16 protein-coding genes are annotated in these 15106 nt (G+C 68.7%); 4 read left to right on the forward strand and 12 right to left on the reverse strand.

The window, feature by feature from the left end:
- Positions 1–737 precede the first annotated feature (737 nt).
- The 11 genes from IF29_RS49070 to IF29_RS0125430 form a co-directional block, all read right to left on the reverse strand.
- Positions 738–1088, reverse strand: a complete 351-nt coding sequence (locus tag IF29_RS49070) for a ubiquitination-like system serine protease family protein (protein ID WP_380523942.1) — start codon at positions 1086–1088, stop codon at positions 738–740.
- Entirely contained in the window at positions 1073–2455 is a 1383-nt protein-coding gene (locus IF29_RS43835) for a HesA/MoeB/ThiF family protein (RefSeq protein WP_051725973.1), read from the reverse strand. The genes IF29_RS49070 and IF29_RS43835 overlap by 16 nt, the downstream gene beginning before the upstream one ends.
- Positions 2452–2853, reverse strand: coding sequence for an E2/UBC family protein (locus IF29_RS43840; protein ID WP_051725975.1), 402 nt, complete (start codon positions 2851–2853; stop codon positions 2452–2454). The genes IF29_RS43835 and IF29_RS43840 overlap by 4 nt, the downstream gene beginning before the upstream one ends.
- 18 nt (positions 2854–2871) lie before the next feature.
- The gene (locus IF29_RS0125390; RefSeq protein ID WP_030259284.1) at positions 2872–3327 is read right to left on the reverse strand and encodes a multiubiquitin domain-containing protein; all 456 of its coding nucleotides are present in this window, start codon (positions 3325–3327) and stop codon (positions 2872–2874) included.
- 201 nt (positions 3328–3528) lie between these two features.
- Positions 3529–4047, reverse strand: coding sequence for an ImmA/IrrE family metallo-endopeptidase (locus IF29_RS0125395; protein ID WP_030259286.1), 519 nt, complete (start codon positions 4045–4047; stop codon positions 3529–3531).
- A complete protein-coding gene (locus tag IF29_RS46970) occupies positions 4034–4432 on the reverse strand; it encodes a helix-turn-helix domain-containing protein (RefSeq protein ID WP_198037552.1) in 399 nt (132 codons plus the stop codon). Before IF29_RS46970 ends, IF29_RS0125395 begins: the two co-directional genes overlap by 14 nt.
- Positions 4433–4782: 350 nt before the next feature.
- Positions 4783–5418 carry a dihydrofolate reductase family protein gene (locus IF29_RS0125405; protein WP_030259289.1) on the reverse strand — a complete coding sequence of 212 codons (636 nt, stop codon included), beginning with the start codon at positions 5416–5418 and terminating at the stop codon, positions 4783–4785.
- Positions 5418–5936: an SRPBCC family protein gene (locus IF29_RS0125410; protein WP_030259290.1), complete on the reverse strand. Its 519-nt coding sequence runs from the start codon at positions 5934–5936 to the stop codon at positions 5418–5420. The genes IF29_RS0125405 and IF29_RS0125410 overlap by 1 nt, the downstream gene beginning before the upstream one ends.
- Positions 5937–5939: 3 nt before the next feature.
- Entirely contained in the window at positions 5940–6281 is a 342-nt protein-coding gene (locus IF29_RS0125415) for an ArsR/SmtB family transcription factor (protein ID WP_030259292.1), read from the reverse strand.
- A 244-nt stretch (positions 6282–6525) separates the two neighbouring features.
- A complete protein-coding gene (locus IF29_RS0125425; RefSeq protein ID WP_030259294.1) occupies positions 6526–7209 on the reverse strand; it encodes a TetR/AcrR family transcriptional regulator in 684 nt (227 codons plus the stop codon).
- A 68-nt stretch (positions 7210–7277) separates the two neighbouring features.
- Positions 7278–9185, reverse strand: coding sequence for a potassium transporter Kup (locus IF29_RS0125430; protein WP_030259296.1), 1908 nt, complete (start codon positions 9183–9185; stop codon positions 7278–7280).
- A 178-nt stretch (positions 9186–9363) separates the two neighbouring features.
- On the opposite strand from IF29_RS0125430, the gene IF29_RS46265 reads away from it, so the two are divergent.
- Positions 9364–11058 carry a CehA/McbA family metallohydrolase gene (locus IF29_RS46265; protein ID WP_198037553.1) on the forward strand — a complete coding sequence of 565 codons (1695 nt, stop codon included), beginning with the start codon at positions 9364–9366 and terminating at the stop codon, positions 11056–11058.
- A 48-nt stretch (positions 11059–11106) separates the two neighbouring features.
- Here the strand turns inward: IF29_RS46265 and IF29_RS0125440 are convergent, their stop codons facing one another.
- Complete coding sequence (locus IF29_RS0125440; protein WP_157623924.1) at positions 11107–11694, reverse strand: DUF6879 family protein; 588 nt, start codon at positions 11692–11694, stop codon at positions 11107–11109.
- Between the two features lie 201 nt (positions 11695–11895).
- Between IF29_RS0125440 and IF29_RS46270 the strand changes: the two genes are divergently transcribed.
- The 3 genes from IF29_RS46270 (at position 11896) to IF29_RS0125455 (ending at position 15054) form a co-directional block, all read left to right on the forward strand.
- Positions 11896–12096 carry a hypothetical protein gene (locus IF29_RS46270; protein ID WP_030259303.1) on the forward strand — a complete coding sequence of 67 codons (201 nt, stop codon included), beginning with the start codon at positions 11896–11898 and terminating at the stop codon, positions 12094–12096.
- Positions 12097–12208: 112 nt separating this feature from the next.
- On the forward strand, positions 12209–13282 hold the full coding sequence (locus tag IF29_RS0125450; protein ID WP_198037554.1) for a HesA/MoeB/ThiF family protein: 1074 nt from the start codon (positions 12209–12211) through the stop codon (positions 13280–13282).
- A gap of 176 nt (positions 13283–13458) precedes the next feature.
- Positions 13459–15054, forward strand: coding sequence for a glycosyl hydrolase family 28 protein (locus IF29_RS0125455; protein WP_232242428.1), 1596 nt, complete (start codon positions 13459–13461; stop codon positions 15052–15054).
- Positions 15055–15106 lie beyond the last annotated feature (52 nt).

Genomic DNA, 15106 nt, shown 5'->3' on the forward strand with positions numbered 1-15106 from the left:
CAGCCGATGGCCGTTCAACTATGCGCGCTCCCAACCGATCCGGTGACAAACCCCCGGATCAGGTGGAAACCCGTACACCACTCCCCAGGACGCAACCGTCGTGAGGTGCGGGACTGTCTCGGTCCCGGACACTCCCTCCCTACAAGTGGGAGGGGCCCCGGGGCTGATGACCGAGATCAAGGACCGGGCTGCCGGGCGGTCGCGCCGGAGCAGATCGCCGCGCACGGCCGACGGTCCGTCACCTGGTCCGCACCTGACTGAGGGTGCATCAAACTCCACACGTGCAGGAATATTGACACGTGTGGAGTTTCTCCTCCGTGGCGGTGCGGGGGCCGCGCGCCCGCCTGGCTCTGCCCCATCTCATGCGGGCACCCCCTGAATGTCGGCCAGCTGTTGGGCTCGGCCTGCGGCACACATGGTGAGCAGTACGGCCACGGGAGCGGCCCCCGCCGTGGACACAGGGCGCCTCACAGCGGTCGAGGCCGCCGGCTCCGTGGTCCCAGACGACGGCCCAGCCGTCATCGACGGGCAGCACGGCCCCCGTTCCGGCCATCGCCAAGGACGTGCAACGCCCGCTGGAGGACCGCTTCGGCCTGATGCCCCGCGGGTACTACGCTAGCCGGGACCGGCGGCGGGACCGCTGTCCCCGCGGACCGGAGTGCCGCAAGGGCCCCTGAGGGAAGGGGGCCGTTGGTCCGCGGTGTCATCCACACGCGAGCCGCCGTCTGGGCCGGGCGTCACCGGGTTCCTGCGCCTTGGCGAGGGGAGGGCACCCAACGAATCCGGCCGGCGCTGATCACGTAGTGGCACCGACGATCGGGACCGTGCTCGTCGATGCTCGGTATCACGGTGAGCGGGCGGTGGGAATGCACCGTCCAGGCTGGGTAGTTGGCCGGCACGAGGTTGAGTACAACCCGGTGCCTGACCCGGCAGGGGCAGTCAAAGACCAGCCATTTGGGTCGGTCCGCCGCACCGACGAGAACGGCGGTGCGACGCCTCAACCGCTCAGGGACGTCGTTGACGCTGCGGGCGGTCGCGGTCACGCGCCACCGCCGTGAGGGGAGCCAGCGGTTCAGGAGGTTGGCCATGACAGCCCCCAGTATCGGTGGGGATCGTCGCCGAAGCCGCTGGGGGCGGCTTTGCCGCAGTAGTGGTTCGGGCTGGCGTCCTGGCTGTTGGTCGAGGTCCTGCGGTCGTGGATGAGCAGGAGAGTCTCGGACGGAAGCGGCTGTGGACCGTAGCCGATCAAGCGGTCGAGGAGTTCGTTCACCGCCGCGGAGGCGGTCAGGGTGGTGAAGGCGACCACGGCGGGTTCGACACCGTTCAGGGCCGGGGCGTACCCCTCGCCTTCTAGGCGTCGTTGTTCATCCCTGGGTCGTTCCTGAGCGGCAGCGCGTTGTGGACTGACTCGTCCGCGGCACAGCAGGCAGGCCGTGCCGGGGTACAGCACGGTGACGCGGCCGATGATGTCGCGGATGCGGTAGTCGGCGGTCGAGTCGATCAGAACACCGCAGTCGATGAGCGGGGTCAAGTAGCCGTAGGAGAACCGGGACAGCCGCATCCGCCCAGCGTCGTCGTCCGTACAGCCGAAGACCACATCGGCCCCGACGACGGTGCGCGCGATGTCCTGCTGGCTGACGGACCCGGGAACCACGCGGATGGACGCGTCGGGAGCGATCAGTCGCAGGTGGTCGGCGGTGACGTCGACCTTGCGGCGTCCGACGTCGGTGGGGTGCGACCCGTAGACCCGGGTGACGTTGCTGCTGGAGAGCGTGTCCGGGTCGATGAGCGTCAGCTGCCGGACACCGATCCGTACCAGTTGCTCGGCGACGGCAGAACCCGTGCCGCCGACACCGACGACGGCGATCCGCAACTGCCCCAGCAGCCGGGCAGCGTCAGGTCCGAAAGCCCGAACATGGCGATCGTGGAATTCCGGCAGCGCAGGGGTGGGCTGGTCCTGAGCAACCAGCAGGGTGAAGCGCGGTCCGGCCACGAAGATCCTGTCAATGTCGCCCTCCTCGCTGCCGCGCAGGCGGCCGGTGAAGCTCAGCCGATTGTCGGTGCGCGCGAGGACGAGCGAGGCGTAGATGCTGCTGCCAGTGCGAACCGTGAAGGTCTCGGTGAGCTGTCGGTCCACTTCTTCATCGAGCAGGCTCGGAAGGGGCAGGCTGCCGGGCGATGGGTGGGTGTGTACCCAGATCGCCACGCTCTGCTGGGTCTCGGCGCGGCTCAGGGCGGTCATGTAGGCGTCGGAGCTGACGGACATCGCCCGTGGCGACCGCGACAGGTACGCGTACTCGGGCACGGGGATGAGCTCGACGCCGATGAGGCGAAGAGTGTTGTCGGCGAGTCGAGCGGGACGGGCGAGGAGAACCGCGCCCGTCTCGTCGGACTCCGCCATGAGCGCATCCAGCTGGTCGAAGAGATGCTGCGGCAGAGCCAGGGTCGACTTCACAGGAACGCCCCCGCGGCGGCGCACATGTCCGCGCGGATCACGGCGAGGTAGCTCTCCAGGTTGTCGATGCCGACCGACCAGCTGCCGGCAGGCAGGTGTCGCGACCACCGCTGCCATACCTGGTTCCGGTGGGTCTCCTGGGTCTGAGTGGCAGGGATCTCGCCGCCCGACGCGGTGGTCAGGGACGGCGAGACCCACCACATGTCGGGAGGGGCGTCCGGGTACAGGGGGGCCAGGCGAAGCAGGATGTCGGCCTGCTCGCGGTTCAGGCCCGGGGGCAGGGTGACGTTGCTGAGTAGGACGCAGAGCATGTTCCCCTCCTCGAAGACCTCGTAGGTGTAGTCAGTGCTGCGCAGGAAGTCGTGGTCTTCAGCGGGAAGGTCCATCGAAGCGCTCATCGGTCGGCTCCCGGTCCTTCAGCGGGCGCCGGGGTTGATGCGGCCCGGCGCGGTGAAGAAGCGGATGCCGTCGTAAAGGCGGACGACCTCGTCGTCGGCGATCTTCTTGTCCTGCTCATCGGGGCGGTCGAGCCACAGGTCCCGGTCGGCGGGTACCGGCGGGGTCGGAACGGCCCGCAGCTGGGAGCCGGTCATCCGGCGGTGGGTGACCTCGTAGCGGACGCGGTCGATGACGATGCAGATCTGCTGAGGCTGCGAGAAGAACCGCATGTCCGGCACGAGGTGGACGACCTCCTCCTCGCGGAGCGGCTCGTCCGGGGCGTCGGGGATGTCTAGCCACATCTTCTCGTCCTGCGGGATCGGCGGCTGGGCCAGCCGCCGCAGTTCAGCCGGTGTGACAGCGTCCGCCTGCGACCGCGTAGCAACGCCGTTGATGAAGATCTTCGTGGAGTGGTGGGTCTGGGGCTCAACCATGGATGGCCGCCTTTCGGGGCTTGGCAGGGATCTGGCCGGCGCGCGGAGCTGTGGCGCGTGGGGCCAGTGGTTTCTGATCACCTGCATCCAGGACAGCACGTTGGATGCGTGTATCGCAAGCAACATGAGGGACAGTTTGGCTGTCGTAGATATATACAAAGCGGGCCGCCAGGGCAGTCCGTCCCGACGGCGAAGGGTTTGCTAGTGGGGGTCGGAGATGATGCCCAGATTCATCAGCCGGTGGCCCATTGCGGCATGGCTCATCACGAATCGCTTGGCGAGCTTCTCGACCAACTCGTCCGAGGTAGTGACCTGCAAGTCGCGGATCTCCCTGCGCACCATCTGCTCCGGGGCCAGGAGCGCTGCGGCGAAGCGATTGGCCTCGATCTCCTCGCGGTCGGTCGCCGTGCTCGAAACGGAGTCGCGCCGGTTCACCCGCACCTGGGTGTCGAGGATCAGCGGACGACCTCGGTGGAGCATGAGATGGCCAAGCTCATGGGCGATCGTGAAGCGCTGGCGAACCCGCGGGTGGTCCCCGTTCACGCCGATGACCTTCTGCTCGTCACCGCGGCGTACCAGCATGCCCGACACGTCGTTCTGCATCGTCTGATAGACGACCATGGCCCCGACCCCCTTGGCGAGACGCTCTGGATCAACGGCTGGCTCGTCCACCGAGAAACGTCGCAAAAGGTTCTGCGCTTCGATATCAGCTCTTGCCATGAGAAGTCCCGTTTTCCTCGGCGGCGGTCATGACCGAGGCGACTGCGTCGACCCAGCGATCTGGAAGGTCGTCGAGCGGGCTGGACGATTGCTCGTCGGCAGCGGACATGACGGACCTCACCGCATTCGCCCACTCCGCAGGCAGTCCGCTTGTGGGGCTCGCCTGAGCGAGCGAGGGAAGGAGATCCGCAGGCTGAACGGAGACCGCCTCCGCGAGTAGTGCGAGCCGGTACGGCGGGGGGGCTTGTGCGCCGGACTCGATGTTGGTGACCGACCCGCGGGTCAGACCCGCCCGCCGGGCAAGTTGTTCCTGAGTCATCTTCGCCTGCAATCGGGCAGCACGAACGCGGGCACCGATGCCGGCATTGAACTCCTTCTCGTCCATGGCGCTCCCGAGGGACAGTTTCACTGACATCCAACCTAGTGCACTGGACCTCGGCGGGGACATGGCGCCCCCAGGATGGACTCGATGTCCCCCGTACGGGGGCGCGCCTGGATGCACCTGGGAGGCTGCGGGCGCGCACCGCCCATGCACTCGCCTGACCTGCGTCGCGGGAAACGATCTTGAACAGCGCGGGAAATGATCACCAACGGTACCCACATGCCGCTGGCCAGGGCGTTTCATCGGTGCACCACAGAGAAACAATTTCTTGAGCATTGACGAGATGTGGCCCCCGGTCGTGACTGGGGGCCACATCTCGTCGTGGTCGGGCCGGTGTGCCGAGGTGGTGGCGGTTACCGCTTCCGTACTGCGTAGGTCAGGTGGGTCACCCGCTGCGTCGGTTCCGCGCTGAGCCGCTCCAGGGCCACGCGATCCGCGTCCACGCCCTCGAACAGGCGGACTCCGGCGCCGAACAGCACGGGGGCGAGCGCGATCGAGAACTCGTCGACCAGGCCGGCGTTGAGGTACTCCAGGATCGTCGCGCCGCCGCCCGCGATGCGGACGTCCCGGTCGCCGGCGGCCTCGCGGGCCAGGTCGAGCGCGGTCTCGATGCCGTCGTTGACGAAGTGGAAGGTGGTTCCGCCCGGCCGCTCCCAGGGGTCGCGCTTCTCGTGCGTGACCACGAAGACCGGCGTGTGGAACGGCGCCTCCGGCGGCCACGACTCCTCGCCGAGGTCGAACATGCGCTTGCCCATCACGCTCGCGCCGGTGCGCTCGAAGGTCTCCCGGGCGATGTCGTTGGCGCGCCCCTCCTCGCCGCCCTCAGCGAACTTGAGGTTCTCCCGGAAGAACCGCAGCGCGAAGAGCCACTGCTGCAGTTCCATCCACTGCGCCGTCCAGCGCTGCAGATCCGGGTCGTCCTCGCGCTGCTCGGGCGCGACGAACCCGTCCAGCGACATCGACACGCTGAAGAACACCTTGCTGGCCATCAGTCCTCAACTCCCTTGTGTGCGATCTCGGTGACGTAGGCAGCCAGGTTGTCCAGGGTCTGTCGGCCGCCCTCGACCGCGTGGTACTTCTCGACCGCCTCGTCGCGCAGCTCCCGGGTGGGGAACAGGGTGCGCATCTCGATCCGGGTCGCCGCGGTCGCCGCGCCCTCGGGCGCGAAGGTGAGGACCGACTCGAAGGCGTTCGGGTCGTCGCGGAACTCACCGTGCCGCAGCGCGATCCGTTCCGACGGGGTGATCTCGGTCCAGGAGATCCACTCCTGGTAGTCCGTCCCGTCCGGTCCGTGCATCACGAAGTCCCACACCCCGCCGACGCGGAACTCGAACGCCCGCGTGGTGGTGCTGAACCCCTCCGGCCCCCACCACCGCGACAGGTGCCGCACCTCGGTGAACGCCTCGAACACCAAGTCCTGCGGGGCGCTGATGACCCGGGAGATCACGATCTCGCGGTCGTCCGTGGTCCCGGATCGCGCCGGCGCTCCTGGTTCCGTCGCGCTCATCGGCTACTCCTCCTGTCCTGTCCGATCGAGGCCCTGCAGGTACGCGTCCAGCCGGTCGAAGCTCTCGTTCCAGAACTGCTCGAACCCGCCGGTCCACTCGTGCACCGGTCGCAGCCCGCGGGCGTCGAGGCCGTACAGGCGCTGCTTGCCCGCCCTGCGGTCCCGCACCAGCCCGACCTCACGCAGCACCCGCAGGTGTTTGGAGGCCCCGGGCTGGGTCATCCCCAGCTCCCGGGCCAGCTCGGTCACCGGTCGCTCGCCGGCCCGCAGCAGTAGCAGGATCTCCCGGCGCTGCGGCTCGGCGATCGCGTTGAAGACGTCCGACGTCGTCGCTGCTCGTGCCATGGCACCATCATATTCCCTTATCGGTATGCGTCAAGCTGTCGGGCCCTCAGGAGGCGGTGGGGGCGGTCTCCTTCGGGGTGTCCTGCTTGGCGGTAGGGGGCTTGCACGCGGGCGCGGTGGTGGATGACATGGCGGACTCCTTTCGGTGGCTGGGGCACCTTAAGGGTAACGAACGTGTTCGTTAGGAACAAGTTCGCCATGGCGCGCGTCGAAGGACGCTGACCGGCACGGAGGCCCGGCGTGGCTACCGCGGCGTCTCCTTCGCGCCGTTGATGACCGCGCGGAAGATCCAGGCGATGCGCTGCTCGGGGGTGCCGGAGACCAGGTCCGTGCCCAGCGCCGCGATGCGCGGATAGGTCGGTGCGGTGGCTTCGCGCAGCGCGGTCACCAGCGCGTCGTCCTGGTCGCGGGCGGAGTCGTCCTGGCGGCGGGCCGACTGCTCGGCCGCGGTGGCGGTGGCCACCTGCAGCAGCACGTCCACGCCCCAGGCCGCCTGCCCGTCGGGAACCTGCCCCTCGTGCAGGAGCGCCAGGATCGCCTCGACCAGGGCCAGGTAGTTCGGGCCCGAGGGACGCGTGACCAGGGCGGAATGGGCGAGGCTGGGGTGTTCGAACAGGACCGCGGTGTAGGAGCCCAGGACTGTGGCGAGCCGCTCGCGCCAGTCGCCGTCCGCCCCCACCGCGCCCAGCTCCACCGCACCCAGCAGCTCCTCCAGGATCGCCGCGTGCAGTTCGGCGGTGTTGGCCACATACACGTACAGCGAGGCGGGGCCGGTGTCGAGCTCCTGGGCCAGCCGCCGCATGGTGACGCGCTGAAGCCCCTCGGTCCGCATCAGGGCCACCGCGGTGGCGACGATGCCCTCGTAGGTCAGGGCGGGCTTGGCCGGTCGCTCACGGCGACTGCGGGGGGCAGGGGTTCGAGGAGTCACACCCAGATCATAGCGAACATGTTCGTTGCGCCCGCGCTGCCGCTCGGTCCGGGTTCTCTCGCTTCCGGTCACACCTCGATCTGGGAGCCCATGATGACGGTGCGGTCGCGGGGGAGGCCGAAGTACTCGGCGGCGTCGGCGGTGATGTGGGAGGTGGCGATGAACAGGCGCTTGCGCCACGGGGCCATGGTGGGGGCCTTTCCGCGCTGGAGCTCGATCTTCGACAGGAAGTAGGACGCCTCGTCGAGTTGCAGCCGTCCTTCGGTGTCGGCGGGGTCGAGCAGGGCCAGCGCCGCGGGCACGTCCGGGGTCTCCATGTAGCCGAAGCGGGCGGTCACATGGATGATGCCGTCCTCGACGTAGCCGAGGTTGTCCACGGTGACCCGCTGTTCGTCCGGGACGCGGGGCACGGTCTCGGTCTCGATGGAGAGGATCACCACCTGCTCGTGGCGCACGTGGTTGTGCTCGACGTTGGCCCGCATGGCCAGCGGCGTGGTCCGGGTGCCCCGGTTCAGGAACACCGCGGTGCCCGGCACCCGGGCCGCGGGGATCTCCCGGAAGTGCAGCTGGTCGACGAACTGCCGCAGCGGGCCCTCGTGCTGCTCCCGCTCCGCGGTGACGATCTGCCGTCCGCGCTGCCAGGTGGTCATGACGGTGAACGCGGTGAATCCGATGAGCAGCGGCAGCCATGCGCCGTGCACCAGCTTGGTCACGTTGGCCGCCACGAACAGCAGGTCTACCGTGAGCAGCAGGGTCGCGCCGACGGCGATCAGCCAGACCGGGGTGTGCCAGCGGGAGCGGGCGATGTAGAAGAACAGCAGGGTGGTGATGGTGATGGTGCCGGTGACGGCCATGCCGAAGGCGAAGGCCAGCGCGGCGGAGCTGCGGAAGGCGAAGACCAGGGTGAGCACGGAGACCATCAGCAGCCAGTTGATCCAGGGCACGTAGATCTGGCCCACGGTGGACTCGGAGGTGTGGTCGATGCGGAGCCTGGGGAGGTAGCCGAGCTGGGCGGCCTGGGAGGCGACCGAGTAGGCGCCGGTGATCACCGCCTGGGAGGCGATCACCGTGGCCGCGGTGGCGAGGATCACCAGCGGCAGCCGGCCCCAGCCCGGGGCGAGCAGGAAGAACGGACTGCTGATGTTGTGCGGGTCGGCGAGGATCAGGGCGCCCTGGCCGAGGTAGCTCAGCACGCAGGCGGGGAAGACCAGGAAGAGCCAGGCGCGGGTGATGGACCTGCGGCCGAAGTGGCCCATGTCGGCGTAGAGCGCCTCGGCCCCGGTGACCGCGAGCACGACCGCGGCCAGGGCGAAGAACGCGGTGCCGAAGTGGCCGACCAGGAAACCCAGGGCGTAGCTGGGCCACAGCGCCCGCAGGATCTGCGGGTGGTCGACGATCCCGCTCACGCCGCAGGCGCCGATGACGGTGAACCAGGCGATCATCACCGGCCCGAACATCCGGCCCACAGCACCCGAGCCGCGCCGCTGCACCAGGAAGAGCACCACGATGATGGCCGCGGTGCCGGGCACGACGACGTCCTCCAGTGACGGTTGGACGACCTTGAGCCCCTCCATCGCGGACAGCACCGAGATCGCCGGAGTGATCATGCTGTCGCCGAAGAAGAGCGACGCGCCGAAGATGCCCAGCGCCGCGAGGACGGCGGTGGTCCGCCGCCCCCGGGAGGACGCGGACCGTCGCAGCAGCGTGATCAGCGCCATGATCCCGCCCTCGCCGTCGTTGTCGGCTCGCATCGCCAGCAGGACGTAGGTGACCAGAACGATGATCACCACCGACCAGAACACCAGCGAGACCACCCCGAAGACGTTGTCGGCGGAGACCGGCACGGGGTGCGGGTCGTTGGGATCGAAAACGGTCTGCAGGGTGTAGATCGGACTGGTCCCGATGTCGCCGAAGACCACCCCGAGGGCGCCGATCATCAGCGCCAGACCCGCCGTTCCGTGCCGGCGATCGGTCATGGGGCTCCTCCGTTGGGGTGCGCTCAGGTGTTCTCAGGCTGACCAGGTACTGCGGACGATACCGATCATCCCGGGGGATGGTCCGCAGCAGCACGCCGACCCGTCGTTCGAGTCGTTCGAATCGGCGGCACTCAAATGCAGTTGCGCGATGCCGCGGTCCGTCGCTGTACTCGGGGGCATGACGACGCTCATGGAATCCGCGGCGGCGGCGTTCGCCGAGGACGGCTTCACCGTCATCCCCGGCGTCCTGTCAGAGCCGGAACTGGCGCGCTGGCGCGCCGTGGTCCGCACCGCCGTCAGCGAGGAGCCCCCTTCGGAAGGACACAGCGGCCCGTACTTCCTGTGGCCGCGGTTCCCGTCGACGGGTCATCCGCTGCACGAGCTCTACGCCGCCAGCCGGGTCCCCGGCCTGGTCCGGGAGTTGCTGCGGCCCGGGCTCACGCCGAAGCGGCCCGCGTTCGGTCAGATCGCGCTCACCCTGCCGCCCCATCCGCACAGCCCCGGCGGCCCGCACATCGACGGGCTGACCCCCACCGAACCCGACGGCCGCCCCGGCACTTTCACCGTCCTGGCCGGGGTGCTGCTCACCGACCAGCGGGACCAGGACCGCGGGAACCTGTGGGTGTGGCCCGGCACCCATCTCCGTACCGGGGCCTGGCTCCGCGAACACGGCGCCGACGCGCTGGCCAGCGCCGTCCCCTACCCGCCGGTCGAACTCGGCCGTCCGGTCCAGGTGACGGCCCCGGCAGGCAGCCTGCTGCTCGCGCACTACCTGCTGGCCCACAACATCGGCGGCCACTTCGGCGCGGCCGAGGACGAGCGCCGCGAGACGGTCTACTTCCGGCTGCAGGCCGCCGGCCATCGCGACCGCTGGCGCCAGGCGGTGACCGACCCGCTGGGCGAGTTCGCCCCCGTGGGGACGTCGGCCCGCAGCTGGTACCGGGGCGACTGCCATGTGCACTCGGTGCACTCCGACGGTGAACTGACGCCGGATCAACTGATCGCCGGAGCCCGGGCGGCGGGTCTCGACTTCCTCGCGACCACCGAGCACAACACTGCCGACGCGCACGCTGTCTGGGGGAAGCACGCCGGCTCCGACCCGCTGGTGATCCTGGGGGAGGAGGTCACCACCCGGACCGGCCACTGGCTCGCCCTGGGACTCCCACCGGGGCTCGTGGTCGACTGGCGGTACGGAGTCCGGGACGACGCGGTCGACCGGCACCTGGACGAGGTGCACCGCGTCGGCGGACTGTGCGTGGCGGCCCACCCGCACGCGCCCTACGACTCGGGCACGTTCATGTACCCGTTCCAGGGCTTCGACGCGGTCGAGGTGTGGAACGGGCCGTGGACGTCGGACGTCCCCTGGCAGGCGGACAACGAGGCGGCCCTGGCCGAGTGGGGCCGCAGCCTGGCCGCCGACATCCACCAGGGGCGGTGGCGGCCGGCGGTGGGCAACAGCGACACCCATCTGGAGGGCCAGATCGGCATTCCGCACACCGTCGTCCTGGCGGACGAACTGAGCAGCGGAGCCGTCCTGGCCGGCATCGGCGCGGGCCGGAGCTGGATCGCCGCCTCGGTCGCGGTCGAGCTCTCGTTCACGGCATCGGCCGGCGGTCGGAGCGCCGGCATCGGCGACCGGTTGGACACCGGCGACGAGCCGGCCGTGGTGCGTGCGGAGGTCCAGGGGGTGCCCTCCGGCGCCGTCAGCTTCCACACCGAGAAGGGACGAGCGCACCAGGCGTCGCTGGCCGAGTCCGGTGCGGGCACCGTCGAGTGGCGGACCAGCGAGGAGGAGTCGGCGTTCGTCCGCGTCGAGGTCCGGTACGCCGACGGCCGGATGGCGGCCCTCAGCAACCCGATCATCCTGGGCTGAGCGCGGGGCGCACCCCGATGGCGCACCCGTATGACGGCAAACGCGAGCTCAGGCACCCGGCTGCGGCTGGTTCGGGGGGCGGAGGCCGGCGATCGCTCGGGGGAAGTAGGACGCCAAGGGCTCGCCACTGCCGTGCAACCGCTGGATGAAGGCGCGGGCGCCGTCCACGGCCGCGCGGGCGGTGTGACGGGTGGCGCCGAGGAGCTGCCCCTGGTCCGTGTAGTGGACCTGGTACGCCACCTCCCTTCCTAACACGACCACATCGGGCAGCGGCAGCGTGACACCGAGGGCTGCGAGTCGGTCGGTGGTGAGCACGGACACGCCTTCGCCGTACCGGTCCTTGGCCTGGAGCAGGTGCATTTCCCACTGCAGGTACGGCGTCACCGGCTCCTCGACGATCCGGACCCGGTGATGACGGAAGCCGCTCGCGGAGATCCGGTCGAAGTACGCCTCCAACTCCGGCTGCTGCTCATCGAGCAGACGGAGGGCGGCGGTCCAGTCCCCCCGGCAGAAGGCCTCCCAGCTCGCGGATCCGGTTTCCTGGTAGACCTGACGGCATTCGAGTTTCCAGAACCCCGCACTGCCGATGCGCCAGAATGCCTCGTCGAATTCAGCAAAGTACGTGGGAATGTCCAACTTCATCCCCTGGCTCTGCTCGAACATTTCCCGCATACCGAGGGCCGCCCTCCGGGTGAGGATTCGTCAGTTTCCTTTTTAGTGGGGGAGTTGACATTGTGTCGACGGTGACGATGATTGACAAGGTCAGGTCAAATGTGTGGGCGAAGCATCCGCCGGGCGAGCACGGTCCTGGCGGTTGACGACAGAGGGAGAATGCACATGGAACGTTCGGTCAAGGCCGCAGGCGCGTTGGCAGCGGCGGCGGCCATCCTGTCGGCAGGAGCGACCTCGGCCTCCGCCGCAACGGCCTCGCCCCGCGTGTTCTGCCCGACCGGGGTGGCCAAGGCACCGCTCGTCAAGATCAGCGATGAGGCGCTGGTCACCGGCGCTGCAGCGTGCAGTGGGGACTCCAACAGCTGAGAAGGGATCCGGCCCCGACCGGGGATGCGGCAGAACGGGGACGGGGACAGGGGTGCTCGCAGTGGATGAGGCGGATCTGCTCCAGTGGCGGCCACGGCTCCGGGCCGGCCTGGTGGTCGAGCGGGAGGGGTCGGAACTCCTGTTCATCTCCACATCCGACCGTCGTGTCAAACGGTTCGCGGCCACCCGGAGCGTGCTCCGCATGATTCCGCTGCTCGACGGCGAACACACGGTGGCGAAGCTGGTTGAATCCCTGTGCGGCGAATCGGTGGAACTGGCCGGGGAGGTCTGCGGCGCGCTGCTCACGCTCCGCGAGGAGCGACTGCTGAGCAAGACGGCAGTCCCCGGCGGGGAGAGGCGAAGTCACGAACTGGCAGATGCTCAGATTGCCCGCTACGACCGTCAGATAAGGCTCTTCCAGGAGTTCTGCGATGCGGAACTGGTCGACTACGACGAGGGATTGGCCGCGCAGGAAAGGCTCGCAGCAGCGACCGTACTCGTCTGCGGGGTCGGCGGGCTGGGGAGCGTCGTGGCCTCGTCGCTGGCCGCGGCGGGCGTGGGCACGCTCATTCTCTGCGACGACGACGTCATCGAGGAGAGCAACCTCAACCGTCAGTTGATGTACTCGCAAGAGGACCTGGGGAAGAGCAAAGCGGACGTCCTGGCGGGACGCCTGGCCGGAGTCAATCCGCAGGGCCGCCTGCTGTCCGAGCGGCGCCGGATCGAGCAGGCATCCGACATCGCCGACCTGGTGAAGAGGTCGGACCTGGTGATCGGCTGCGCCGACCAGCCCAGTGTGACCGTCATGGCCGAGATCACGACCGAGGCATGCTGGCCGGACACCCCGCACATCATCGGGGGCAGTTACTCCTACCACGTAGGGATCCTGGGCCTGCTGGTCGTCCCGGGCGTGACGGCCTGTTGGCACTGCCTGCTGGCGACCGTCGCCGCAGACCACGGTCGCGATCGCACCGAGCCGTTCCTTCGCAAGAACCGGTACGGCGGAGTCCTCGGCGCGCAGTCGGGGGTGATCGGGAACCTCATGGCCTGGGAGGCCATCCGCTTCGTCATCGGAATGGGCACAGCATTGAGCGACCGGTGGGTCGAACTCAACTACGGCCCGGTCTCGTTCAGCGAACGGACGATCCGGCGCCGTCCGGACTGCGCCCGGTGCGGCCGGGACTGACGAAAGATCGGTCTAGACCATTGACTTCTTGACCGGTGCAGGCCAACCCTGGGACGCGTATCACCGAAGGTGCGACGCACCCGCGTGTCACGGACTCCCGGCCGCAGCCCCATGGAAGGCGATGCCTCATGTCCCGAGCTGCCTGTCTGAGACCCCGTCATGGAACCGTTCGACGGATGCCGCGCCTTCTCGCGCTCGGGCTGACCGGCCTGCTGCTGACCGTCGCCGCGCTCCTGGGGGCGACGCATCCCGCCCAGGCGGTGTCGGCACCTGTGGATGTGTATCCGGTCGCGTCGATCTACCCGGCCTCGACGGACTACACGCTCACCGTGAACGGGACATCCGTACCCGTCACCAAGTACACCGGCTATGACATCGCGCAGTTCGCCCTGGGTACGGGCACCGCCACCATGGCGGTCACCAAGGTCAACAAGACGAACATCGGCTCGTACAGCATCAGCCCGGAGAAGCTGAACATCGCCGGGTCGGTCAGCGGCCCGACCCTGACCTTCACGGTGCAGAACAACGGGTATCTGATCGTCAAGGTCGACGGCCGTCCCAACCTGGTCATCGCGGCGGACCCGGCCGAGACCAACCGTCCGGCGTCCTCCGGAACCGGGATCTTCAACGTCCAGAGCGCGCCCTACTCGGCCCTGCCGAACACCGGTGCCTACACCACCACCGGCTTCCAGGCCGCCCTGAACGACGCCGCCGCATGGGGAAGCGCCAACGGCAGGCAGGGCACGGTGTACGTGCCGGCCGGCGTCTACACCCTCGGCAATCTCTACCTGCGCAGCAACCTCGCGTTCTACCTGGCACCGGGCGCGGTGCTCCGCTACACCGGGGAACGCGACCACTACGTGGTGAACGGACACAAGGACTCACAGTCCCGGGACCTCACCTGGTTCATCTCCACCCGGTACTCGTCGACGAACATCTCCGTCTACGGCCGGGGGATCATCGACGGGAACGGCCAGGCCGCGCTCGCGCCCGGGAACCTCGGCGTCAACCTCCTGGTCCCGGTCTACACCAGCGGGTTCTCGGTCGACGGCATCACCTTCCGCGAGTCCAGCAGTTGGGCGGTCTTCCCGTTGCGCTCCTCGGAGATGACGTTCCGTAACATCAAGATCTTCAACAGGTTCGACATGGGTGAGAACGACGGCATCGACGTCACCGAGTCCACGGACGTCACCGTCACCCACGCGATCGGCATCGGCCTCGACGACCCGTTCAGCACCAAGACCTGGGACGACGCCACCGACATCGACGACACCGTCCCCGGCGATGCTCGCCCGCTCGGGAACGTCACCTTCGACGACCTGGTCTCCTGGACCTACTGCTACGGCGTGAAGGTGGGCCAGGGCGTCGACCAGCCGCAGGACCACGTCACCTTCGAGCACGTCGTCGTCTACGACGCCGCGGTCGGCATCGGCGTCCACCACAAGTACGGAACCGCGAGCGCGACCGACATCCGGTTCGACGACATCGACATCGAGCGGCTCAGCTACACCAATGACGGCAACCGCACCTGGCTGGCCATGATGACCGGCACCAGCGGTGTCGGACCCGTCACGGGGGTCACCGTCTCCAACGTGAAGGTCCGCAACGCCGGTACCACCGCCGCCCGGATCAACGGCCAGCCCGGCGCCCCCATCACCGGGGTCACCCTGAGCAACATCGTGATGCCCGGCAGCCCCACTGCGGCAACCACCCTCAACCAGATGAATCTCACCAACGTCTCGGACAACGGACCCGTCACCGTCACGCCGTAGCCACCCTGTCCCACGCGCCCTGCTAAACCGCCGGGACCGGCTCGTCGGTGTA

It is taken from the genome of Streptacidiphilus jeojiense, from assembly GCF_000719095.1.
Taxonomy (GTDB): domain Bacteria; phylum Actinomycetota; class Actinomycetes; order Streptomycetales; family Streptomycetaceae; genus Streptacidiphilus; species Streptacidiphilus jeojiensis.

What these genes read in the sequence shown, in the direction of transcription:
- IF29_RS49070 (WP_380523942.1), bottom strand. Translation starts at nt 1,088, where the DNA reads ATGGCCAACCTCCTGAACCGCTGGCTCCCCTCACGGCGGTGGCGCGTG.
- IF29_RS43840 (WP_051725975.1), bottom strand. Translation starts at nt 2,853, where the DNA reads ATGAGCGCTTCGATGGACCTTCCCGCTGAAGACCACGACTTCCTGCGC.
- IF29_RS0125390 (WP_030259284.1), bottom strand. Translation starts at nt 3,327, where the DNA reads ATGGTTGAGCCCCAGACCCACCACTCCACGAAGATCTTCATCAACGGC.
- IF29_RS0125395 (WP_030259286.1), bottom strand. Translation starts at nt 4,047, where the DNA reads ATGGCAAGAGCTGATATCGAAGCGCAGAACCTTTTGCGACGTTTCTCG.
- IF29_RS46970 (WP_198037552.1), bottom strand. Translation starts at nt 4,432, where the DNA reads ATGGACGAGAAGGAGTTCAATGCCGGCATCGGTGCCCGCGTTCGTGCT.
- IF29_RS0125405 (WP_030259289.1), bottom strand. Translation starts at nt 5,418, where the DNA reads ATGGCCAGCAAGGTGTTCTTCAGCGTGTCGATGTCGCTGGACGGGTTC.
- IF29_RS0125410 (WP_030259290.1), bottom strand. Translation starts at nt 5,936, where the DNA reads ATGAGCGCGACGGAACCAGGAGCGCCGGCGCGATCCGGGACCACGGAC.
- IF29_RS0125415 (WP_030259292.1), bottom strand. Translation starts at nt 6,281, where the DNA reads ATGGCACGAGCAGCGACGACGTCGGACGTCTTCAACGCGATCGCCGAG.
- IF29_RS0125430 (WP_030259296.1), bottom strand. Translation starts at nt 9,185, where the DNA reads ATGACCGATCGCCGGCACGGAACGGCGGGTCTGGCGCTGATGATCGGC.
- IF29_RS46265 (WP_198037553.1), top strand. Translation starts at nt 9,364, where the DNA reads ATGACGACGCTCATGGAATCCGCGGCGGCGGCGTTCGCCGAGGACGGC.
- IF29_RS46270 (WP_030259303.1), top strand. Translation starts at nt 11,896, where the DNA reads ATGGAACGTTCGGTCAAGGCCGCAGGCGCGTTGGCAGCGGCGGCGGCC.
- IF29_RS0125455 (WP_232242428.1), top strand. Translation starts at nt 13,459, where the DNA reads ATGCCGCGCCTTCTCGCGCTCGGGCTGACCGGCCTGCTGCTGACCGTC.